At 51.1% G+C, this 23,018-nt stretch carries 20 protein-coding genes; 4 read left to right on the top strand and 16 right to left on the bottom strand.

Annotation, left to right across the window (positions count from 1 at the left end):
- Nucleotides 1–172: 172 nt before the first annotated feature.
- Nucleotides 173–460, bottom strand: coding sequence for a helix-turn-helix domain-containing protein (locus ACTJKT_RS00890; RefSeq protein WP_151264137.1), 288 nt, complete (start codon nt 458–460; stop codon nt 173–175).
- Between the two features lie 90 nt (nt 461–550).
- Here ACTJKT_RS00890 and ACTJKT_RS00885 point away from each other — a divergent pair, with 90 nt between their 5' ends.
- On the top strand, nt 551–988 hold the full coding sequence (locus ACTJKT_RS00885) for a hypothetical protein (RefSeq protein WP_440785805.1): 438 nt from the start codon (nt 551–553) through the stop codon (nt 986–988).
- A gap of 1,951 nt (nt 989–2,939) precedes the next feature.
- Here ACTJKT_RS00885 and ACTJKT_RS00880 read toward each other — a convergent pair.
- From ACTJKT_RS00880 to ACTJKT_RS00860, 5 genes are all read right to left on the bottom strand, one after another.
- Nucleotides 2,940–3,905 (bottom strand): ATP-binding protein, encoded by a 966-nt coding sequence (locus tag ACTJKT_RS00880; RefSeq protein WP_440785804.1) that lies wholly within the window; start codon nt 3,903–3,905, stop codon nt 2,940–2,942.
- Nucleotides 3,902–5,911, bottom strand: coding sequence for a hypothetical protein (locus ACTJKT_RS00875; RefSeq protein WP_440785803.1), 2,010 nt, complete (start codon nt 5,909–5,911; stop codon nt 3,902–3,904). Before ACTJKT_RS00875 ends, ACTJKT_RS00880 begins: the two co-directional genes overlap by 4 nt.
- Entirely contained in the window at nt 5,908–6,525 is a 618-nt protein-coding gene (locus ACTJKT_RS00870; RefSeq protein ID WP_440785802.1) for a hypothetical protein, read from the bottom strand. The genes ACTJKT_RS00875 and ACTJKT_RS00870 overlap by 4 nt, the downstream gene beginning before the upstream one ends.
- A 1,016-nt stretch (nt 6,526–7,541) precedes the next feature.
- Nucleotides 7,542–8,120: a hypothetical protein gene (locus ACTJKT_RS00865; RefSeq protein ID WP_124324373.1), complete on the bottom strand. Its 579-nt coding sequence runs from the start codon at nt 8,118–8,120 to the stop codon at nt 7,542–7,544.
- Nucleotides 8,121–8,485: 365 nt separating this feature from the next.
- Nucleotides 8,486–9,382 (bottom strand): LysR family transcriptional regulator, encoded by an 897-nt coding sequence (locus tag ACTJKT_RS00860; protein WP_440785801.1) that lies wholly within the window; start codon nt 9,380–9,382, stop codon nt 8,486–8,488.
- Between the two features lie 96 nt (nt 9,383–9,478).
- Here ACTJKT_RS00860 and ACTJKT_RS00855 point away from each other — a divergent pair, with 96 nt between their 5' ends.
- Nucleotides 9,479–10,060, top strand: coding sequence for an isochorismatase family protein (locus ACTJKT_RS00855; RefSeq protein WP_440785800.1), 582 nt, complete (start codon nt 9,479–9,481; stop codon nt 10,058–10,060).
- A gap of 313 nt (nt 10,061–10,373) precedes the next feature.
- Complete coding sequence (locus tag ACTJKT_RS00850) at nt 10,374–11,234, top strand: NmrA/HSCARG family protein (RefSeq protein WP_440785799.1); 861 nt, start codon at nt 10,374–10,376, stop codon at nt 11,232–11,234.
- Between the two features lie 219 nt (nt 11,235–11,453).
- On the opposite strand, the gene ACTJKT_RS00845 is transcribed toward ACTJKT_RS00850, so the two are convergent.
- The 3 genes from ACTJKT_RS00845 to ACTJKT_RS00835 all read right to left on the bottom strand — a co-directional run bounded on the left by ACTJKT_RS00845 (nt 11,454) and on the right by ACTJKT_RS00835 (nt 14,623).
- The gene (locus ACTJKT_RS00845) at nt 11,454–12,344 is read right to left on the bottom strand and encodes a pirin family protein (protein WP_440785798.1); all 891 of its coding nucleotides are present in this window, start codon (nt 12,342–12,344) and stop codon (nt 11,454–11,456) included.
- 215 nt (nt 12,345–12,559) lie between these two features.
- Entirely contained in the window at nt 12,560–13,471 is a 912-nt protein-coding gene (locus ACTJKT_RS00840; protein WP_440785797.1) for an NmrA/HSCARG family protein, read from the bottom strand.
- A 246-nt stretch (nt 13,472–13,717) separates the two neighbouring features.
- Entirely contained in the window at nt 13,718–14,623 is a 906-nt protein-coding gene (locus ACTJKT_RS00835) for an alpha/beta hydrolase family protein (RefSeq protein WP_440785796.1), read from the bottom strand.
- A 778-nt stretch (nt 14,624–15,401) separates the two neighbouring features.
- Between ACTJKT_RS00835 and ACTJKT_RS00830 the strand changes: the two genes are divergently transcribed.
- The gene (locus ACTJKT_RS00830; RefSeq protein ID WP_440785795.1) at nt 15,402–15,671 is read left to right on the top strand and encodes a hypothetical protein; all 270 of its coding nucleotides are present in this window, start codon (nt 15,402–15,404) and stop codon (nt 15,669–15,671) included.
- A gap of 146 nt (nt 15,672–15,817) precedes the next feature.
- On the opposite strand, the gene ACTJKT_RS00825 is transcribed toward ACTJKT_RS00830, so the two are convergent.
- From ACTJKT_RS00825 to ACTJKT_RS00795, 7 genes are read right to left on the bottom strand one after another with little or no spacing between them, the layout of a single operon-like run.
- Nucleotides 15,818–16,609, bottom strand: coding sequence for a hypothetical protein (locus ACTJKT_RS00825; RefSeq protein WP_440785794.1), 792 nt, complete (start codon nt 16,607–16,609; stop codon nt 15,818–15,820).
- A 22-nt stretch (nt 16,610–16,631) separates the two neighbouring features.
- Nucleotides 16,632–17,117 (bottom strand): GNAT family N-acetyltransferase, encoded by a 486-nt coding sequence (locus tag ACTJKT_RS00820; RefSeq protein ID WP_440785793.1) that lies wholly within the window; start codon nt 17,115–17,117, stop codon nt 16,632–16,634.
- Nucleotides 17,114–18,904 (bottom strand): ATP-binding cassette domain-containing protein, encoded by a 1,791-nt coding sequence (locus ACTJKT_RS00815; RefSeq protein WP_440785792.1) that lies wholly within the window; start codon nt 18,902–18,904, stop codon nt 17,114–17,116. The genes ACTJKT_RS00820 and ACTJKT_RS00815 overlap by 4 nt, the downstream gene beginning before the upstream one ends.
- Before the next feature lie 14 nt (nt 18,905–18,918).
- Entirely contained in the window at nt 18,919–19,818 is a 900-nt protein-coding gene (locus ACTJKT_RS00810) for an NAD(P)/FAD-dependent oxidoreductase (protein WP_440785791.1), read from the bottom strand.
- Nucleotides 19,811–21,094, bottom strand: coding sequence for a glycosyltransferase (locus tag ACTJKT_RS00805; protein ID WP_440785790.1), 1,284 nt, complete (start codon nt 21,092–21,094; stop codon nt 19,811–19,813). Before ACTJKT_RS00805 ends, ACTJKT_RS00810 begins: the two co-directional genes overlap by 8 nt.
- 11 nt (nt 21,095–21,105) lie before the next feature.
- On the bottom strand, nt 21,106–22,218 hold the full coding sequence (locus ACTJKT_RS00800) for a HesA/MoeB/ThiF family protein (RefSeq protein WP_440785789.1): 1,113 nt from the start codon (nt 22,216–22,218) through the stop codon (nt 21,106–21,108).
- Complete coding sequence (locus ACTJKT_RS00795) at nt 22,215–22,685, bottom strand: hypothetical protein (RefSeq protein ID WP_440785788.1); 471 nt, start codon at nt 22,683–22,685, stop codon at nt 22,215–22,217. The genes ACTJKT_RS00800 and ACTJKT_RS00795 overlap by 4 nt, the downstream gene beginning before the upstream one ends.
- Between the last annotated feature and the right edge of the window lie 333 nt (nt 22,686–23,018).

Genomic DNA, 23,018 nt, shown 5'->3' with positions numbered 1-23,018 from the left:
TTCTTGGATCACCAGATCGTATCCCGCCCCATAAAAACGCTTTCGGCGAGACCAGGCTTTAAGCCCGGCAGCACGGGCGCTCACCCGAAGCTTCAGGCCCCCTCTCGAGTCTAACCACCCCTCTCCTGAGTTACCCTCGGGTGTCTGATAGAAGATCCGTGCGCACACCCTTTCACTCACCGGCAATAAACGATTCGAGTTCGCCCGTCACCTGAGCGAATACACCATCGAGACTATGCGCCTCGTCACGGAGCAGGTAGGCGTACGTAAGAAGGGTTAATGGATGAACGCCCAAGGCCGAGGCAAGCACCTCCACCTTGTCCAGGGTCGGGCTTTTGAGTCCGCGTTCCAATGTACTGAGGTACGTCCGACTGCTAACAGTTGAGAAATCTTCTTGGGTCAAGTCTTTGTCTTTCCTGAGGCGTTTTAGGGCAACCCCGAACGCTTGATTCAGCTCCATTTTGCACTGCTCGCAAAAGGAACTATGGAGCAATAGCGAACACTTTAGAGCTACAATCTATAGTGTTCATTTTCTGCGAGAGTGGGTGAGATGTTCAGAACGACTCGAGAAGCGGAAATACTCAGGCCAGCCTTTGTCGGCGAGGACATGCGCCTATGGTCCTACGTCGAGCATGGCCTGCAATTGCCCTGGTTTTATGTACGCCTGGTGCACCATGAATGTGGTGCGCAAATGAGCCGAATGCTGATGCTGTCCAACGTAGAGATGCTGAAAAACGTCCTGAACCAGCAAACCCCATCATCATGGGTGGACGACATTCAGTTCGTCAGCCCAGGACACTTCAACAAAGCTGGGCGGTGGCTAATGGAACCCTTAGTGGAATTGATCGAGGTAGGGGCAGAGCAGCCAAAATCCCACATATTCAGGGTCATAGGGGACCGCTATTACACCGATGGTCAGCCGGATAGCGCACCAGAGACAATGACTCGCACCATCTATTTGGCGGAGAACAGAGATAACTATAGCTAGCGGCACCTGGCAGGCGTGTCGTGTACTTACATTACCCGCCCAAACGACTACGACAAGAGGCTGAAGCTGATGTACGCGAAAAATAAATCCGAAGTTTTTCGTACGCTGGGCCACTACTTCCTAGAGTGCTGGAAACTCTATTGGGCACCTTTGACTTGGCTGTTTAGACAGCTTCTGAACAAGTCTAAGCAGAAAAAAGTACGTCATTGATTATTTGAATGTTCGTGACTCATCCAGACGCTGAGCTTTGCGGTAGGCTGTAGTTCGGAGATAGCACCAGGCAGTGGGCAATCATCGAGCAGGAACTGTCGATACCTTAGCTGTACGTCCTCATTACCCAGATCGACCATTACTACGACTGTCAACGGATATTGTTGGTGTCGTACGTTGAACATTTTGCAAAACTGACGGATGAGTTACCGGAGAATGCCAGCGTCACAAGTGCAATGAGTATCCTGCCCAACCGGGAGGGTAGTTGAAATATGATTACCCGGCCGAGACAAGCGGCGATACATACCCTCCAGTTTTACGATGATTACCAAACCAGAATCGCAGAAATATAGATGGATCAGGCTCATAAGCCCAGAAAGACACCGTTTCCCAAGCGTGAAAGTTAATTTGATCTCCGACCCGCAATCTCGCACGGCACCTCCTGGCAGCTTGACCAGATAACCAAGCGGGACACACATGATAAAATGTTAAATCAGAAGTCAATTGCTCATTATCTCCGATGACACTGATGATCTCTGCACCTAAAATGAGCAAGGGCGTATTCCCCGCCAGCCCAACTGAAAACCGGTCTTGATCTTCATTGCTTCGTATGCACATAGATTCGATACCGCTCCAAATTGCATAGAAATGTGTTATCCAAAGAGTCATTATATGGCGTGACGTAAGTGGCCGAGCATACCAATTTGTCGCAACGAAGTTGATTGCCCCCTTTTCACCAAAGCTGTAGCGTAACGCTGTACACCATACTAAAAAGGCTGAGGACACTGCGCACGCACTTTGGCAATCCAAGGCGTGTCTACCATAGGTGGACAAACCCACTAGATACTTATAACACGTGGCATGCGGTTTTACATAAGAACGGTAGAGATAGCGGCGCACCCATCGATATAGAGCAAAAATTTGCGGGACACTCAAATCAAGTGCAGAAGTTTCGTGAGGGCTGTACGTAGCCGTGATAGTTCTACGGGGAGGGATGGGGGACATTATTATTGAGTTTGGAGCGGGAAATCCCCCTAATGCAGAAATCGCTAAATTAAGGCTAACATTTATTAACTGCTCCGCTCCACTACCCTCCCCACTCTTTACCCATGCAGCATCATATAATGAAGTTGCACAATTGACTAAGGGGTCTTGCAGCCTTCTTGCCGCACCGAGCCACTTCTCGATTCGCAAACCCAACTCTGCATACTTGCACCACTGATCCGTGGTCACACAGCTCAAGCGAACAGTATCGGCAGAGCTGAATAAAAAGTGATTACAGGGCGTCCTAGTGCTGAACACATCCTGCGAATGATTAAAAAGCATCCCTCGCTCAATGAGATCGCTGCAATGTGTGCACACCTCAAGAGGCTCATTATGCCAAGGACACCGCCTTATCATATGGAGGAAAAAGAAAACTGAGTGATAACCTACGGCTAAACATTTTGAGCAATGCCGGATGCAGACCTGCAAAGTACGTGGCTCGCACTCAGCCAGATTATCGATGAAAGCCCGCTTGATTGCAGGATATGGAATAGACAGCGCCGATGCCATCTTCGAATCATCTACATCACGAGCCATCCAGTACTGAATTGCGTGGTTGGATTGCTGGTTCCTTGCAAATTCGCTGACTATTTTTTTGGGCGATGCCAGGTTCAATGCGCTCGCCTTTAACAGAACCGCCCACGAGGACTCGAAGGGAACGTGATTAAAGCGACCATATGTGATTCTCATATACGGTTCACTTTGGAGCCTGCCGCATAAACGATACATATCCTACAATTAGGCTTGCATCTACAGCCTTCCTCACAATTTCATCTGTAATTTTAAACTCTGAACAGTCCATATGACGAGATCTCATCAAGATATCCTCTATCACACGAAACATATGCTCAAGTGGTAATTCGCCGGGGCCGTCCTCCCCAGCAACATTTATCAGTTCAGTCCAGATCAACCTGCTATATTTAGAGATCCGAAATCCTGCAGCGAAAGCTTTTGGCAAAAAGAAGTTGGTGTAGGTGCACCCAGAATCTAATGGAAACTCTTTGTTTGCATCATACTCATTAAGCATGGAATCAAAATCGACCTCCGACACACATCCTTCAAACCGAATTGGCTCACACAAAAAACGGGCAACTAAATTAGTGGCCCCTAGCCCAAATAAGAAATGCCTATTTTCAAGAATCTCTTCTTGGCCAAACCCCAATGTTGTCATGCTGATACCACGTTGCTCCAATCGATTGTGAATTACCAATAACTCATTCCAGCCCTCTGTCGACAACAGTTGATTCTCGTCAACAATAAATACAAAGTGGCCGCCGCCCCGGAACTCTACCTCCGCCCGCACATGGATAATAAATCTTTCCATTAAAGCGCCGTACGACTCTTTTGGAGCCTTATACAAACCTACCGTTGACACTAAATCCCGAATCAGGCGAGCCGACTTATTACCATCCGCCGTATGATACAAAATATATTTCTTCGGAAACTCTATCGTTAGCAAGTCTCTAACGGTTTCCGCACACCTGGTTTTACCCATTCTTGGCTTTGCATACAAAAACGTACCCGTATGCCTCGAGAACACCCTTTCGCGAAGAATAGAATAGACCTTGGCAATCATTGGTGTAATTAAGGTGTAGTGAGTACTTACAACCGGATGATTTTCTAGGTGAGCCTCCCTATCAATGTTGTCCTCAATAGTGGTCATGACTTCAACCTCTTTTGCTTGAGCAGTTTGTTTAGATCAGGAGCTTTTTTACCAATGATTAATGAGTTCGAAAACTCCAGCGGCTTCCCTTCGAGAGGTTCTATGGATTGAGTGCGAGAGTCGGAAACTACCAACGGCATTCCCCCTTCACTCGCTACGCGCTTCGCCTCGCTTGCCACATTGGCGGGGATATTAGTAACTTTCTGACTCTTCGACGTGCTTAGAAATGCAAGGTAGACTAAAACTGGATCTTGCTCCGTACTGACCTGCAGCGTTCTGTCTGTCATCTTTGAGTTGATGGCTTTGCGGGTTCGCATATCATGCTTGGTGTCAGCCCACTTACCCAGTGCAATCAAATTGCCAAGCAAAAAGCCCTTCATCGTGTACGCCGTCACGAACCTTAAGTCGTTTTCATCAATATGCAGAACAATTTTTTCCCCAATCAAGGGCCACGCATCATGCAGATAATTTGAGGTATAATGGACCCTGAGAAACTGGACATACGGGTGACGGCCGCTTTTTCTGCTGCCACGAATAGTAACGACTTTCTTTAACTGCAATATCGTCACTCCTCTGTTACTATCATTAGGTAGTCTTCTTACCATGAAATGCTGCTGATCCTTCTCCAGCTTTTGCCTGATAAAGTCTAACGGCGACAAGAAAAATAAGCCCTCACTGATTCTTGCGTTGTGCTGTGCGATCTCGACATCTAGAAGATGTAGCAGGTGTTCTGCAAGAACCGGTATTTGCGTGGCAGCCTTTTCGCAATCGTCAGCACGGCCATTGCTCGGACTGTGGCCGGTTGTACTTAAGAGCCGGCAGAATACATTATTAGAGAAAAGACCGAACAAATGTTCCACATATGGTCGTCTTTCAAAGTGCCCTGTAGGGCCAAGGGTCCAAAAGTACCCTAGATCCTTTCTGGCGGCGTTCGTAACTTTTTCAGATAAGTGCGCCAGCGCTCCGTCGAATTTAACGACTGTAAACAAGGCACCTTTACACTCCTCAATAACCTCGTTAGGTAGCCCGCTGCCTTCGGGATATATCAGTCCTTTAATAATCGGCTCGGGCTTAGGCTGCCCTATGATGGAGTAGCGCATAACATCAACCACATCAGTGGATGAGACTTCACTTCTGAAAATGCACTTATAAGCTAACACTGCTTCGGAAGCACAGTCGCACATAAGAACAACCCATATCCGGCTGATTCTTACGTTGACATAAGTCCCATTCGGCGCCTTCATCTGAATTGCGGAATGGCAGTCAAATTTATAACCATCAATCTCAACAGCGTCGTATGGTTCGGTATAAATCAGTACAGGCCTCAGCCCTCTTCCGACTGCCATGTGAGCTTTTGCATCGCGCTCCCCTTCGTTGCGTACGACGCGACTGAAGCTGCCATCTCTAACACTTCGAATGTATTTACATACCGAATGCTGCCCCAAACACTTGGTGTTGAACGGCCACTCATCTTCTTTAACGTCAAATTCCTTAAGCAGGTTAAGAAAAATCCTATGCAATGTCTTTGGCCTGATTCCGTACTCGTTTTCGGACTTGGGGTCTCGATACGAAAGAATTTTTCTATCGAAACGCTTCTGTAATTCCGGATACTTTTCAAAAACCAAACCTAGTGTTCCTGCATACCCTCCTTGAGCCTCAGGCAGCTTAGGTCCTACCAACTTGGTTCTGCTGTACTCCTTTATGTGCAGGTACGGCAATAGCGCGCGACATCCCCACCAAACTCCATCCGGGGCCAATTGCATGCATCGTGTAGCATAGTAATTTATACAATGCCTATCTATCCCCGTTACTGAGGTGATATCTTTGACAGGCACGCCCTCACAGTAAAGTTTCATTGCTAAAAACTTTGTCTGATATTGTTCTTGTTCAGGCTCTGTCAGCACCATCGATTCGGGCTTCGGCCAATCATGAAAGGTGCCTAGCGCTACCGCTCTTTTATTTAAAATCCCAGTCCAATTGTTGAGATCATGGTTCTCGTTGGTCATGATCGGCACCTCCAGGGCGTATAGAGCCCAAACGAGGCTTTGCTCACTAAATCAATGTCTATCAGTCCCGCGATGAAATGACGTACTAAAACACCACATATTACCGGTGGAGCGATAAGCGGGGCATGTGTAAGCACCGCTTGGACATCTCCAGCTTCGAGCGATACCTCGATGGTACGCACGACATTCGAGGCTGCCGCATAGTCAAACTCTCTGATTGCTGCAGCAAATGCCAACGCTTTCATGACCTTGATGGCTAAAGGGCCCTGTGCCCGGATCTGCTTACATGGGACGTAGGTAGTGTTGCTCTCCTCGTTGTGTACCGCTTCATCCCGATCCGAGAATGCCACCTCATATGAAGTCCCTGATTGTTTTTTTACTGAAAAGTCAAAATTGTCACTTCCTTCAGGCAATCCGAATGTCATCACTTCGAAGTTGATTTCAAGGAACACCAACCAGTAGATCAATGCTAAGTCGGAGGACAAGACAATGTCTTGGTTCAGTTTGACACTATATACACACCAGAGATTGCTGATACTGTGGCCGCGCGCCCTCACCTCGCCAAGAAGTCGCTGCCTGTACTCTTGTTTTAGAGAGTGGCCGTCCGCGCTCATGTATTTGTCTCCGCCTGCCTTCCACACTAAATATACCGCATCCAAAGCATCACACTATATCGATTAATTATATTTCGACACCAAAGAGTCACTGCGAAGAAATAATGCAAAATATGCATCTGCACTACTCATCATTTTTTGACCTTGAATTTACGCTTACGAGTTAAGTATCAAATCAATACAGGCCGCCAAGTGAATGGCATACGCATACGTGTCATGTATTCTTCATCCTTATCCTATCAGCGCAAAACTGTACCTCCGCGATAACAGCTTGATAAATCAGACTTCAACTCGACCAGAGACGCATTAGCCTTAATGGCACAAGTTATCTACAAGAGGAAGAGCGCATTAACTGCAGCTTATCTGCCTCAACACTCCCCAGAGCAGATAAATCGGGTAAATAAGCACCCAGTCCTTAATCAATCTAACACCCGAGCAGTTCAGGCTCACCGAATGATGATCCGCAGCCCCGTGGAAAATTTAGTTCTAATGTTCCCATTGGAAAAATTTCAGTTCTCGCATCGAAACAAATTCGTTATCGAGAGCTCATATGTAATGATGATTCAAAGTGCTAGATACTTGTATTTAATAATTTTTTCATGTGGGAAAGTGTAAGTGACTTAGTTCTGAGCGCTACTAACTCCTGCCGGCGTTTTCGCGACGGCCTATTGGGGTTGTCTACTTCTTAAGTCCTGTACCTGGGCCTTAAGTCCTGTACCTGGGCCACTCTGCTGCAGCTCGCGTCTGGACCTCAACAATGTAATCCAGGAAAAACGGATCCTGAGTCCTTTGCTCCTATCCAGAACCCCACCGGCACTGGACTCGTACGGATACCGGCTGTTGGTGAGCACCTCGCGGTATCTCTCGAAATTCGTAACGTCTGCAAAAGATCGAGCCGGCGAATACCAAACTCAAGAAGCTGCTGGCCGAGGCCCACCTGCACATCGAAGCACTGAAGGTGGGCTTTGGGTAACCCCAGGCCAAGCGTGAGACGGTCGCCAGGATGGTCAAGTAGTTTACCGACAGAGCTCTCTGTATTGATTCACGTTGGAAACTGCAGAGTCTAGTGTTGTTATTTTGTATTTAAAGTAGCGGATTTTATTTGCCTGAGCTGGTCCAACATTGCCGAAATATTCTTCCCAAGCGTTACTCTTAGTTAGTAAGTCAGAGAGCATGGTGCTTAGGTCGTTTGCCGTCCAAACTGTCTTGTAGCCTTTAATCTCGCCAGGAGCTGGACTGTTATGCTCGACATAATTAACCACCATGTATTTTTTCTCGTAGGCCATAAATACCGTATACACTGTCCCGACTGACTGCTTGAACCAAGGGATAACGACAAAGTGATGAACCTTTGGTTCCGGACTATCCGTACTAAAGTGCCAAACAGCTGTCTGCGAGTGCTCACCACGAAATAAAAGTGCCTGTTCGATTTGGTACTTCATGCTCCCATTATTTGTAATTTCATCATTTCCAACGTCATCTTGCACCTTCCCATAAACAGCGCAGCCCATTTGAACTGACACAGAAGGACAATCATTCAACTCCATGAGTGTTTTGTTATTGTTTATAGCCCTAATCAGATCTTCCCCTGTCATGTCTCTTGGCTCCTGCCCAGATATTTAACGCGTATTTGGAAATAATTAAGATCACTGTCCTTGGTGAGAATAGCTTCGATTCACCCTTTATCAAAGGTCGCCAGTACCATGCCCAGGCTGGGCCCTACGCCCTGCCCCGACAATAAGCAATAAAAACCCTTGTGCCTTGCAGGCACAGGCACAGGCACAGGCAAACGTACGGATATGAGAAGGCTCAAACCGCCCAGGCATGAAATCGCGGCGTTTCGCGTAGCCCCCCCCTGCATGACGCATGAAAGGGAGGGTCGACCATGAGAAATATCCGCCCTGCCCTCTGGTCCGCCTAGTTCAAGGCGCCGCATGTGGGCGTAGGCAAAAGCTGCGCGTTAGTGATCGTGCAGCTGGATCCGCTCGGAGAGCAAATCGACGAAGGAGACTACCTTTGGCGAAAGATGACGTCTCGTTGGGTAGAGCGCATGCACCGGGATCTCCGCCGAGCACCAGTCGACGAGCAAGGGCAGCAAGCGCTTATGGCGCAGGTCATCGGCGCAGAAGAGCTGGGGTAGCCATGCGATCCCCACGCCCGCGAGGGCGGCCTCGCGAACGATCTCCATATCATTGACCGTCAGTCGTGGGGTAATGCGGACCTCGACACGTTTGCCCCCCGACTCCAGGGGCCAGACGTGCGGTGCGGCTCCGCCGCCGAACGCGACGCATGCGTGGCTCGTCAGTTCGGCAGGCGTCTTCGGGACGCCATGGCGTTTGCAGTACTCGGGTGCCGCGACGAGCATGAACTTCGCTTTTCCGAGATTGCGCGCAACAAGGGTCGAATCGACAAGCTCTCCCGCTCGAATGGCCAAATCAAAGCGTTCCTCCACGAGATCGACACGACGATCGGAGCACACCATCTCGACGGCCACGTCCGGATGACGAACCAAGTACTCGGCGACGATCGGTCCGAGCGTGCTGGACGACATAGGAGCCGCGACCCGCAGCACGCCGCGCGGCGCCCCACGCATTCCCGCCACGGCACTCTCGGCCTCCTCGATGTCGCTCATGGCCGGGGAGACACGTTCGAAGAGCAGACGGCCCGCCTCGGTGAGGCCCAGTTTACGCGTCGTGCGCTGGATGAGCCGCTCACCGACCCGTTCCTCCAGGTCGGAGATCTTCCGGCTCACTGTGGACTTCGGCAGGTTCAAACGTCGCGCTGCTTCACTCAGGCTCCCCGCCTGAATGACCCGTACGAAAATCAAGAGCTGGTTGAGATCGGTCGTTCTATTCATGGAACAATGTTGCCAAAAAACCATGGCTTGTGCAAAGAAATGACGAAACATATTGTGGACGTGAAGAGTCGGCAACCACCAGACAGGAAGCGAACCATGCATAAGAATGTCTACACCGCAGAAAACGCCGCGATGCTGTTGATCGATCATCAGACGGGGACGATATCTTGGACGCGATCGCACGACGTCGAGCAAGTCAAGAAGAACGCCGTGCAGCTCGCGAAGATCGCCAAGGGTGTCGGCATGCCCCTGGTACTGACCTCAAGCATGGAGGAGAACATCCAGGGCCCGCTGATTCCCGAGCTAGAGGAAGTCGCACCGGACGCCTTCGCCAAGCGGGTCAAGCGCGCGGGAATCGTGAACGCGATGCACGACCCGAACTACAGCAACACGGTCAAGGCCACAGAAAGAAAGAAGGTCATCGTCGCCGGCATCACAACCGAGATCTGCGTCGTCTTTCCGGTGCTCCAACTGCTTGACGAGGGGTATCACGTTCAGGTTGTGACGGACGCGTCTGCTTCTTTCACAAAGGCAGGGGACACCGCCGCGCTGCGGCGTATGGAGCAGGCCGGAGCCGTGATCACATCGACGGCACAGGTCGTGTCGGAGCTGGCCATCGATTGGACCACCCCGCGAGGACAGGCGCTCGCCCAGTTGCTCGGCCTCGGGCTGGTGTGACAACACTTTCGGCCCCGAACACCAGGGACGACAAACAATCCGCTCAGCCGCCGTGATGTGCTTCGTCTCGGCGGCACCGCACTGGCCGAAGCCTGCAAAGAGTCCCTACAAGCAAGAACAAACACCATGACGACAAGCGTCAAGCCCCCCTGCTCTATCCAGACACAATCAGCGTCCGCGCGATATCGCTCACCGTACGCATAGGGTGAGCAACGGCCCGATTACGCACCTCGTGAGTCCCTCTGAGCAGGGCGGGCTCGTCAAGCTATTCGTATTCCTTGACCTCTTCGATAAAACAGTCGAGTTCCATACCATGACTTTCAGAACCATCGTTGTTCTAGGTGCCACTGGGCAACAGGGCGGTGCCGTGATCCGCTCGTTAAGGGCGGAAGGCCATTGGCGCATTCGCGCGCTTTCGAGAAAGCCGAGCTCCAACGTGGCGCAGCAATTGGCCGCGAACGGCATCAAGGTCGTTGCGGCCGACATGGACGACTATGCCTCACTGCGAAGCGCCTTTGCCGGCGCCCATGGAGTTTTTTCCGTTCAAGGTTCAGAACAAGGCACGGAGCTCGAAACTCGCCGGGGCATTGCCGTGGCGGATGCTGCGCTAGCCGCAGGGGTAGAACACTTCATCTATGCATCGGTGGGAGGAGCCGATCGGCGCTCGGGCGTAGCGCATTTTGAAAGCAAGTGGCTTATCGAGGAACATATCCGCAACATTGGCCTACCCGCCAGCATCGTTCGTCCAGCGTTCTTCATGGAGAACTTTAGTAAGCCTGCACTACGAACCGTGCTATTGGCGCTGTTGCGCAGCTATGTGCCCAAAACGAAGCCACTCCAAATGATTGCAACGGCCGACATTGGCGATTGGGTTGCGCAAGCCGTCACCCAGCCGGGATCGTTTCTTGGTAAGTCCGAGGAAATCGCCGGCGTCGAGCTGACCCGCGCGCAGATCGTCGCCGCCCTCAAGAGCCACGGCTGGGCGGCCGGGCTACCCTTCCCACTGCCCAGGTTGCTATTACGTTCATTGCCCCATGACGTTCGGAAGATGTTTGAGTGGTTTGGGGAGGCCGGCTACCTCGCCAACATACCGGCACTGCTGGCGCGCCAGCCCGACGTGCGTACCTTCGACAAATGGCTCGTTGAACAACGTGGAATGCCGTCGGACACATAACCATCTAGCGTTGTTCGACCTGCGACTGCTGACCCCGTCGGCGCGCCTCCTGTGCATGTTGTTCGCGACTGACTTCCTTTAGAGCGACTCGCGAGGGCGTCGTAGTCGCAAGCCGGGATCGGCATCAAAGTGGCGCCCATCATTTTCGTAGTGATGGACGCCACTTTCGAGTCTGGGTCATGAATGTTTCTGCTCTTCTTTCTGAATCACGCCCCGGCCTCAGATCGACCTGAGCGCGTAGCTATGCTTGCCCTCAGCGCGAAGTTGATGCCCTATACGGCGGATCTCGGCCTCGCCCCGTCGCAGCGCCTCGACGCTGGTATGCACGGAGTAGTGGCCGAGCACGAGTTCGTGAGGGTGCTGCTTGGCCGAGCCGAGCACGAACTGTGTGTCACCCTCCGCGACTAGTTCGATGGCCGTCTCGCCGCGCTCGAAGATCGCGACCTCTCCACGTGTGATGCGAGATGACGCATGCAGCGCACCATCCATCAACGATACCCACGCGACGTCATGCCCCAATGGCGGGAGGAACGTCCAACGTTCGCCGTCTTTCAGCGTGACCAGGAGGTACGTCATTGGCGGCGCAACGATGGGGCTCGAAAGACCGTTATACGAGCCGAGGATCACCCGCACCGGGCCAACGTGGGGCACATCTTCGGGCATCACGTAGTGGCTCATGCTGGGCGCATTTTCAAGATCGGGTGGGAGCGCCACCCAGAGTTGGAAGCCTCTCGCGGGCGCCGAGTCCACGGTACCGGTATGCCAAACACCGCCCCCTGCCTGCATCCATTCCACGCCGCCGGCGGGCAGCACGCCCACGCTGCCCGTCGTCTCGGCGTATTGGACCGAGCCATCAAGAAGGACTGTTACCGTGGCAATACCTGAGTGCGGGTGCCAGCCAAGTTCAAGAGACGGGGCGTGACCGCCCTCAAAATCGAAGAGGTCGAGGAATACGAACGGCTTGATGAGCCCACCCAAGTCAGAGGGGCTCACGAGCCGCGTAATCGGACCGCTGCTTATCCCGCGCGCCCGGTGAACGATGTCGCGTGGACGCTGATTGTGCCCGAGGTGGGGCTGGGTGTTTTCGCGTTCTGTCGTGCTTGTCGTCATGGTATTCGTCCTTTCCACGCCATCAGGATGGGGGTGTGGTGTTTCAGGTCGGTTTCCTGCGCCCAACCCCCGTCTTCCATGAGCAACGACACGGTAGCGACGCCGGAATGGAAGTGCCAAAGGAAGCCGTGTTGCCGCGGACTAAGGGTTTGGTTAGCTGGCCAATTTGCGTTGGGATGTCATCTTGCTGCGATCCACCATTCTCCACCGTTGGATCAGGCCGGCATGTTGACCTTGGCCCAGTCAGCAAAACTGGTGAGTTGCCCACCGACAAGCGCATCTGCGCGCGCCCTCTTGGTGTCCGCGTCAGGGCCGAAGTAGCTGTAGTCCTCGAAGTAGCTCATCATTTCGCAGACCTCTTCCGCGCCGGGATAGAACGTATCGTAGACCTCGCCTGGCACCTGGTTCACCGCCACGTTGTGGCCCTGTGCGTTCAGAATATCCGCGAACTCTTGCCAACTGTAAGCGTCGGGGCAGAGCGACAGGATTTGCCCCTGACCGGCTGTCTCCGGGTGCTCAAAGACCTGCCTGACCAATTTTCCCAGTTCCAGGATGTCGCCGGCATGGACGTTTTTGTTGGTGATATCCATCGGAACCGCCCAGGCCTTTTGGTCCCCGTTTCCGGTGGGTTGCGGCGCCATCTGGGCAAGAAAATTCTGAAAGAAGAACGGCGCTTCGACGAAGCTGTAGTAGGGAAAGCCCGCGTCAGCGATCACAACGTTGGCCAGAGCTTTGTTGGTGAAATGCGAAACCTCATACCTACCGCCTGAAATGTCGAGAGCGTTGGGCAGCGTCGACCAAACAACATGAGAAATACCGGCGGATTTTGCGGCGTTGACCACATTCCTGACCTGGTCGTACTCGCTCGCCCCGGTTGCAGGGTCCCAGAAATTGGTGACCAGGAACACGCCATAAGCCCCGTTGAGCGCCGATGCCAACGTATCCGCTGCGTTCAGATCTGCGGCAACCACCTCGACCCCACGAGCGGCGAGCGCCTTGGCCTGGTCCGAGCTGGCATCGCGACTGATTGCCCGGACAATGTAACCACCCTGGTCGAGCAGCGCGTTCACCACCCCCTGCCCCTGCCGACCCGTTGCGCCAAACACAACAATGGTTTTATCCGACATGATTATTCTCCTGCATTTTCTGCTGATGGCTATTGATACTAAGGAGACAAGGAGCGCCGCTCTGTGTGAGCGACGTCCTTGGCGGTTGTCATACGCTCAGTCGCGGCGTAGGAAGTAGAGCGCTCATGCAGTCGCGCATCGGCGGGATCACCAGCGTATCCAGTAGATTTTCGACACGCAGGCCCCAAAGTCCTCGAGGGTTATGTCAGTGGTCTCAACGAAGCCACGCGGCCAGAGTGAATCGGCTTAATTCATGTGTTTATCAAACCACTCGATCATCTGCGCCGGATGTTCGGAGAAGTAGTTGTAGCCGTCCCAGCGCCGGGTGCTGCCTTCGATCCAGAACAGCTTCTTGTCAGCGACGGGGATGTTGTCGAAGATCGCCTGCACGTCGGCGGGCTTGGTCAGCGCGTCGTCGCGCACCTGAAGGATGAAGGCAGGCGCCTGCCAGTTCTTGGCGTATTCCAGCGGCGACACCTGATCGATCGTGAAGCTGGTGATCAGTTGTACCTCCCGGTCAACGGCGTCGAACTGTTCCGCGATCCCCATCGCCTCGAGGTTGCGCTCGACCATGGCGCGCATTGAGATAGGTTGCAGGGCGACCAAGGCGTGTACGCTCGCGAAAAGCTCGGGGTACCGAGTTTTCGCGACGAAGGTGGCATTGGCGCCCATGCAGCGGCTGAGTAGGCCCAATCTCATGCCACGGGTGTCGGGGCGGGACTTGATGTAGTGCAGCGAACCGGCCACGTCACGAGATTCGAAGAGGCCCCAGGTGAAGATATCGCCGTTGGCGCCGCCGCTGTGACCGTGGTTGCGCGCGTCGTAGGTCAGCACGTTATAGCCGGCCTCATGCAGGTGCTGGTACTCCCGCATGTAGTTGACCTCGATGTCGTTGCCGGGCACGAACTGCCACTGGGGTAGGTGCGAGGGGAAGCCATAGCGGTTCATAGGCATCGGGTGGTTGGCGATGACCAGTTTGTCCGAGCCTGGACAGGGTATCCACCATGCCTCCAGCGGGGTGCCGTCCAGCGACGGGAAGGTGACATCCTCATACGCCATCCCGTATTCGTCCGGCGTGTGCAGAATCGGTGCACGGACCGGGCTGCTGAGGCCTCTGGCCAGACCATTGATCAGTTGCGGAATATCCGCCATGACAGTTTCTCCTTCTCTTTCGGTTTGTGGTGTCTTCTCACATCCAAAAGATATGTCCCAGCCTGCTGTTGTACAAGCCATGGAAAATTGGTATCACCGTTCCATGGGCGGAACGAATGATTGGCTCTTGTTCCTGGTGTGGATCAGTCAGGCGGAGAGCCTGAGTGAAGCGGCGCGACATCTGAACCTGCCGAAGTCCACAGTGAGTTGGAGGATCTCTGACTTGGAGGAGTAGATCGGTGTGCTTCGATCGTCGTGTCGATCTCGTGGAGGAGCGTTTCGACGTGGCCATTCGAGCGGGAGCTCTCGTTGATTCGCCCCAATCTCAAAAAAGCCGAAAGACCCGCTTAGGGTGCCGGTGTCAGGAAGACACCTTGGCTGGATGCATAGAGGCGCCGGGCTGTATCGCACGCAGTTCGGCCACTGCCCTGAGCAACTGGACACGATTATTGCTCAACTCCAACTGAGCTTTGAGGATCCGAGTGAACTGCCCCCCCCAGCGCACCACCGCCTCAAACCATGACGAAAGCTGACATTTTCAGCGAGACCGTTAACAACTAGCTCGTCAAGCTCGAACTCTTTGGCCACTCTCTCCACAGAAAAATCCAGGCCTTTACCAGCTTGTCAATAGCGCAGTTGAGCGACTGTGCGGGAGGCAGCGCGGTAGTAGGCTTTCATGGCGTCACATTACGCGAATGCCCGATCTGTTCAGATTATTGATAAAGGCAGGTCAGGCCGATTTATAAGCCGCATGTCAGATAACTGAAAGGATTCGAACATGAAAAAGTCCATAACTGCTCTGGCCGTATCCGCGACGCTCGCTTTCACCGCAACTGTCGCGAACGCTTCCGTGCATCCGACCACCATCAAGGCTCCCCAGACCGTCAATCAGGTGACAGCTTCTATTGACACGCCTTTCGGAACCCATCGAACAGCTGGCGAAATCCAGATGGCCAGCCTGGCCAGAAGTTGCTCCGATGATCGATATTCCTGGTGGGAATACAGTGGCTGGGAAATCGTCGGCTGTCTCGTAAGCGGCCAGTGGTAATTATCCAGACGGGCCTGGTGCGTGACTTGCTTGGTGAGCGCGCACCAGAGCCTGTTGTAGGCTCTCCAAGATCAGTCCAAATTGAGTGACCATCACCGTTGAATCTGGCCCAAAAGCTCCACACTCTTATCACTCTCTAGAGAGCCCTAGAATGACTCCTCAAACCCACTCCAGACTCCACCTCCACAAGCGGTCAAAATCAGCACAAGAGTGTCTGTAATTGCAGCCTTATCACCCGCACAAATATAGGAGGTGTAGCATTCGAAGAATTGATTCAACAGACTGACGCATCGTTGATCCTGGTTGATGCCAACAACCATATGTTTACTATTACTGACCCACCCCTGAGCAACCAAGTTGAGGAGCGAAGACACATCACCTACCATTGAGCACAAGATGATATGGGCCTTTAGTGACTCCGGTTCCTGGTGAAAGTCGATTAGTTTTGTAGTCAACGAAAACCTCAATTTTCGACTCAGCCGCTCCACACCCGGGGCACCGCCAATATGATCTTCGAGAATACTATTGACGCGATGCCTGATAGAAAGCGACAGCTCCTCCCCCTTCAAAATCATGGTCTCAGAGAGAGCCCTTAAAATAGCTGCATATCGAGTTGTCTGGGCATTTTTCATGATCTGATCAAGAAAGGAAATCGATAGTATATTCAGCTCGACAGGTACCCCTTGGATCACTTCGAACTGGCGTCGCCAACGAATATGCTCATTGACGACAAAAGCATATACATCGACATCAGAATAATTGCGCGCACGATGATTGGCGTATGATCCACCTAAAAGAACTGACACGAAGCGCTCGTCATCAGTGACAAAAGAGAGCACATCCTTAATGGTTTCAAGCCGCAATATACCCCGAACCGCCTGGGGCCCAATACCAGCCATGGTTCGATCCAGAAAATCTTCGAAAGATAAACCGTCCATCAACAAACCTCAATCAGGAACACTAAAGCAGCACCGCCATACTCAATGCGTCCACATACTCTCCATCTCGATAGGCGAATTTTTTGTGTATGCCTTCCTGCGTAAAACCATATTTTTTATAGAGTTCTATAGCAGGTTCGTTATCGATGAAAACGGTCAGCTCCAGTCGCGTTATGTTCATCCACTTTGAAGCAGTCGTAGTTAGCTCTTTTAATATTGCGCTCCCAATACCCTGACGATGATGGCGGTCGGCGACCCCCATCCAGAAATCAGCCACATGCTGCCTACGCCCTTGGAATCGATAGAGCATCGCACACCCTACGACCATACCATCCTGTTCAGCGACCAAGGACAACCCGGAAGAGGCTCGGTTCTCAACAAGCCTCTTGGCATCATTTGCTGATTGATATGGCATCCGAAGTGTCCAATAACGAAACAACGGTTGCTCGAATATCTCAGCCAAAGCGGGCCAATCGCTGTCAGCCATCGCTCGAACAATAAAACTCATGCTATCAGCTCCTCTTTCAGACCTAATCGGCTGCTCCACAGTCGCGCGTATTCTCCCGCTTGGGCGAGTAACTCAATGTGAGTACCAACTTCGACCACTTGCCCACCAGACATGACAATTATCTGCTCTGCATCCACGACGGCCTCCAGCTTATGCGTAATTACGACTCTTGTAAGAGCGGCGAAATCGATCTTCAAGCGTGAGAAAAAAAGCCTCTCATTCACCGTATCCAGTGCAGATGTCGCCTCATCAAAGACCATAATCCTGGAGCTTCTAAGGTAGGCCCTGGCGATTGCAATTCGCTGCCTCTCTCCACCAGACAATTGGTGACCTCGTCCTCCGACATTCGACTCATCGCCTTGAGGAGGTCTCATCAGAAGCGCGGAGACATAAGCCGCCTCCATTGCTGAACGAACCTCTGACGCGGGTCTGTCAATATTACCCACCGACACATTGAAAAAAACACTTTCATCAAACAAGATAGTATTTTGAGGTACCCAAGTGATCACCCTCCTCAAAGACTCAGCTGAAAAATCCGAAATATTCAAACCGTTCACCAGAACTTTACCGCAGGAAGGTTCATAAAAACGCATCAATAGTCGTGAGATAGTTGTTTTTCCAGAGCCACTCGCCCCCACGATTGCAGTGAGTGATCCCCCCCGAATTGTAAAGCTGACATCACTCAGAACTGGTTGATGGTTTGAGTGTGTAAAGGATACATTGCAGAACTCCAGAGAGGGTGGAGATAAATCCCGGAGCTCTATATCCGGCAAAGGCTGCGGTTCCCCTAGAGGCTTCAGGTACTTCAATACTCTTGAAAAAAGCACCTCACCTTGTTTTATCTCTTTATACGCAAGATTCAAGCTTTCCATGGGTTGAACAACTGAAGCCAAATAAAAGATCAATAAAACCAAATCTCCCGCTGTCACATCGCCGGTCTTCACTTGGGTAAAGGCAATGCCCAGCACGACCGATAGTGCTACTACAATCACAGAAACCTGAATCGCATTATAAAACAGACGCTCCCTTGAAAACACCGCCCATAATTTTTCCGCACCCGCCATTTGCTCATCAACACCTTTGATGACATCATTTTCTATACTGAAGGCTTTGACTGTTTCTATATTTAACAATGCATCAGTCATTTTGGATCCAGCACTGGTACGGTATTTCAATGCATCTCTCTGCAGAGCCTGCAATTTCTTTGTCGATCGAAAAAATAATATGGCGTATACCGTAAACGCTAAAAGCATGATTAAAAAATAAGCGAATCCATAAATCAGAAGAAATACGCTGAGCATCACCAAAAACTGAAATACTACGGGTATAAGAATCATAGTATAGTTGCTGAGCATCATTCGAAAGCCGATCAACCCATTGGATAACTCTTCGTGAACCGGTCCCGCCTTGACCGAAGAGTAAGTATCCAACGTCGATCTCATGATAGCCCTCAATACGTTATCGATGAGTGCTCGCTGAATGCCCTGTTCCACTCGAACATAGAGTGCGGCCTTGTACTCTTTGAGGATTTTTTCAACCCAAAGTACGCCAATGTAGGCACTTACTAGCGCTGCGGCTGCTTGGTGGCTGCCATCACTTGTCGTATCACTCAAGTGATCAACTGAAAACTTGAGCAACAAAGGTCCGCACACGCCTAAGAGAGCCCCTATGGCTACCAACATCAGCAGGCAAAAAAAACCAGACTTCACAGTAGGTACAAGAAGCCTTTTAAGAATACCAAACACATGAGTGAACTCACGAACTATTGAATTTTCGACGATACTCACCCTGGCACCTCAGCTCATCTGGTCGAAAACAGACTGTCATAGTGAAGTTGACGAGCAACTTTATTGCCATCTGCAGCAGCACCAATAGCCTGAAACAACTGACCCGTAGCGTCACCACAAACATATAAACCTGGGCATGAAGTTCGGCCAAACCGATCCAGTTGAATATATCCAGCCGGGTCCAACTCGCAGCCCAAGTCGCTCGCCAAGCTCAAGCGGGGAATAATCCCAGACCTTAGAAACATCACATCGACATGGCGCGCCTCACCCGCCACCAAAAAAACCGTAACCCCTCCTTGTGGCGCCGCAATCAACTGGGAGACACTCGAGGTTTCGATAACGACGCCGGCCAGTTTCAAATGCGCCAGTTGTTGAACAGTGAGCACACTTTCCGCTGGTTGATAGAGAATGACATTCTTTGACCAAGACGTAGCTTTGATGGCGTCTTCATAACCCGCCTGCCCGACTCCATAAACGGCGACTATGCGCCCCTGATACTCATAGGCACCACAATATAAACAGTTAAATACGGAGCGCCCCCATAACTCCTCAAGGCCTGGTAATGCAGGCAATACATCTCGAACACCGGTAGCCAGAATCAAGTAACGGCTCTTTATTTTCACCCCTTCAGCAGTTACTAGAAAAAATAAATCTTCTTGAAGGACGACACTACTGATGGAGTCTCTCAAGATCGGTACATGGTATGAGTCCAACTCCCGTTCAAAATCACAAGCAGCCGCATGTGCACTTTTCCCATCTATCCCCAGATAGGAATACACGCCGTTCGAAAGTCTATTTCTTTGGTATCCAGCGTCCACCACCTTGACGGCCATCGCGCTTCTGCTCAGAGATAGCGCGGCAGAACAGCCCGCGAAGCCCCCCCCCACAACCACAACATCGAACATCTCACTCATTACCCACGCTCTCTGCACATTGGCCAATAGCCACAGCAATCGGATTACATTCCGCCATTTTACTTTCCACATACTGGGACGTTAAAACAACGCCGCGCCTCAAATGAGAAAGCAACTGATGATCTGTTAGTAGTAAATACAGGGTATTACTCAAGCAGGAGACGGAATCTATGACTAGACAATTTTCGCTATTTATCAAGGTATCCCTATAGTAAGGAAGGCTTAAAAAGTCCTTCGAGACAATAGGGATGACGGAGAAACACATCATTTCTCGCGGTCGACGGGACAAGTGACTGTCTACTTGAAAAGATTCTTCAATGCAAATACCTACATCACATACATCCAGGACTTCATGTAAAAGTGAGACTGACAGTGGGGGAAGAAAAAAAATACGCGTCGCCGCACTCCGCAGTGTTCGAGTTAAGGTATAGATCCCCTTAAGCTCCTCAAGCTCCCCAGCTAATATCATGATCACGGAAAAATCAACTTCAGACGAAACCTTGTCAACCTCTTCAACGACCTCTTTAATTCTTTTAGACTGCGAAGCTTTCCCATACAAACAAACTACTTGCTTGTCGATAGAAAAATCCAGTGCAGCTGGTGAATTGATTAAATCCCAATTAAACCACGGTGCCTCCTCGCTCACCAAGCTACGCAGTGAAATAACGAGCTGATCTAACGTCCTTCCGGGCACTGCATGATGTTTTAAAAATTGAGCCCCTCCCCCATAGTGCTTTATATTTTCGTGGCTCGTCCCAAAACTCATCAATCTTTCAGTAACTGCGCTATTGTTTGGCGCAATAATCGCGCTGGCGTTTTGCAGATCTCGGGCTACCATATGCTTCAGGCTCGAATGATTAGCCAGGCGATTTATATCGGATCCAGCATGCAATAAAACATAAGGTATGCCACTTACCGTAGAGATATAAGATGCCACAGCCCCATAAGGAAACAAATACCATCCTACGATCAACGAATAGTCCCGATCCTGCAACAGCGCCAGGGACTTACCTGCTAATCGCTCGAAAAACAAAGGAGAGTATGGAACATGAAAAAAACCCGTGAGAGGCTCAATATCGATAAAATTCAAGCCGGCGCGACCTTGGTCGTTTACCCCCACTTGCCGGTATCCGGCTGCCACCTCTTGCCTATTGGAGAGTAAGTCCACTTGATAACCGGCTGTTACCAACTCCAACGCGACTTCGTAGGTATTGATACTGACGCCACCTTGCACAGGAGGTGCCTTACCTATTACGAGTATCCTTTTCTGTGGCATATGACTTTCCTTCAAGAGCAACGTCGGCAGTCTGTATACCTGACGAGTTTGTGAATAATGCTCTCCTTCCAGACGCCACACTTGAACCGCTCGAAGTTATATTTTTCCGGAGCAACCTGAGCTAAAAACTCGATACAGATCGTCGACATCAAGGACGCCATCAAGACTGCTCCTGGGCCAAATGCTGCCCGAGGCGGAATCTCAGTTGCCAGGGTGGCAGTTACAAAGCCTTCATAGTCAGGTATATGAGCCCTGTTGAATCTGGCCTGACAGATATAGCAAGGTGACTTATAGGGAACGCTGATAGGCCCTACCCAATTTCCACCCATCGCTATATAAGGCACATCATTCACCAGCGATGCTTCCCCCACCCAGGTATGAAGTTGCAAACGAGGCTGGTCCCCACACAACACCACAAGATCGAAATCTTTCAGCTGCTCCAAGGCGCAATGAAGACTGTCAATATGAGACTCGATCACCGTGACATCTACCAATGGCTCATAGTCTTCCAGCGTTCTCTTCATGACGACTACTTTCGGCTTCCCTTGGTCAGAGTCCTTGTAGAGAATTTGCCTGGGCAGATTGTCTGCAGCCACACAATCACCATCGATCAACGTAAAGTTCAATACGCCTGATGATGCAAGGAGCTGTGTCAACATAGAGCCCAGGCCGCCCATCCCGATAACACAGACACGCGCCTGACGCAGCCTCAGAAACATATCCACCCGGCTGCTATCGGCTTGTTCCAAAGAACAAAAATGCTCCAGCAACCATTTGTATCTGACCCTATCCCGCTCCGACAAAATCGACACATCGGTAGCATGAGTTACTTTAATGATTTTTTTTGTACAGAGTTTTTTCAACGCCTCGTGAAACGTACTCAACGCCTGCGCATTGTTGTTAAAACCAGCTTCAGCATCGTGTAACTTGATGCCCCCTGCCATCACCCAAACAAGAATCTGATACTCCGCTTGACCCGCCTCATCATCTATTACTTCATAGCTCCCGCCCGATGAGTGGTAGCAAACAATCCTCCGGAGTGATGATTTTAAAATCCATCGGTCATTCTTTGAAATATTGAACAACCCCGTTTCGTCTTGATCATCATCTAAGCGGATATTCATGCTCTGGACTCCTTGTTCCGATTGGGAATATCCCTGTACCACCGTAACATTGTCGCATGGCCCAAAACCCGACCGACCTCCTCCATGCTTTGCCTCAGCAACCCGAGGTTCCCCTTCATCTCCAACTTTAACTCTCTAGGTGTTTTGTTCCTTGTGGCCCGCTGCACGTTGACACCGGGCAAATGGCAAACAACACCACCGAGATACGTTTTACAGAAAAAAAGATAGTCACTGGTAAATAGCAAGAAACAGTGCCAATAACTGTCGATCAGACGCTGCTCTTCGAAGAGATATACCGTGCTGGAATGTTCATCTAATCTGGAGCAAAGCCACAACCATTTTTTCAGGTCGACGAACAATTCTGCTGACTCAATGACCGACAGCGATTCGACGGTCGCAAAATAATGGACAAGACTAGGGTTTTCATATTCAAGCGCGGATTCCAGCGTATATACAATGCTCGTCATATTCATGACACCCTTAGTGTCGATCGCATTGACTTTAAGTTAGGCCACTGTGTCCAGCGGCCTGACTTTGTTAACTATTTACGTTTCGGTCTTCGCTGCAGCAACAAGCCGAAAGAGACAGATCAGATTCCCAACGTTCCTCTGTGGCCTTTAACAAGCGTTCAATCAACTCCTTCTGCATATCCTCCGCGTTAGGCATAGGGCTCACTTCTCGCTTCGAAAGCGAATACAATTTCGCAGCAGTGCTCATAAGAACTCCTCATAGATCATAAAGTTTATCGCCATCTGAATTTCAGATACGCGCGTTCCTTCAGCGAACAAGCAGACATAAGT

The sequence above is a fragment of the Pseudomonas sp. 22526 genome, from assembly GCF_052044735.1.
GTDB classification, from domain to species: domain Bacteria; phylum Pseudomonadota; class Gammaproteobacteria; order Pseudomonadales; family Pseudomonadaceae; genus Aquipseudomonas; species Aquipseudomonas piscium.
The sequence above is the reverse complement of the archived record's forward strand: the minus strand, read 5'-3'. Positions and strand labels throughout refer to the sequence as shown.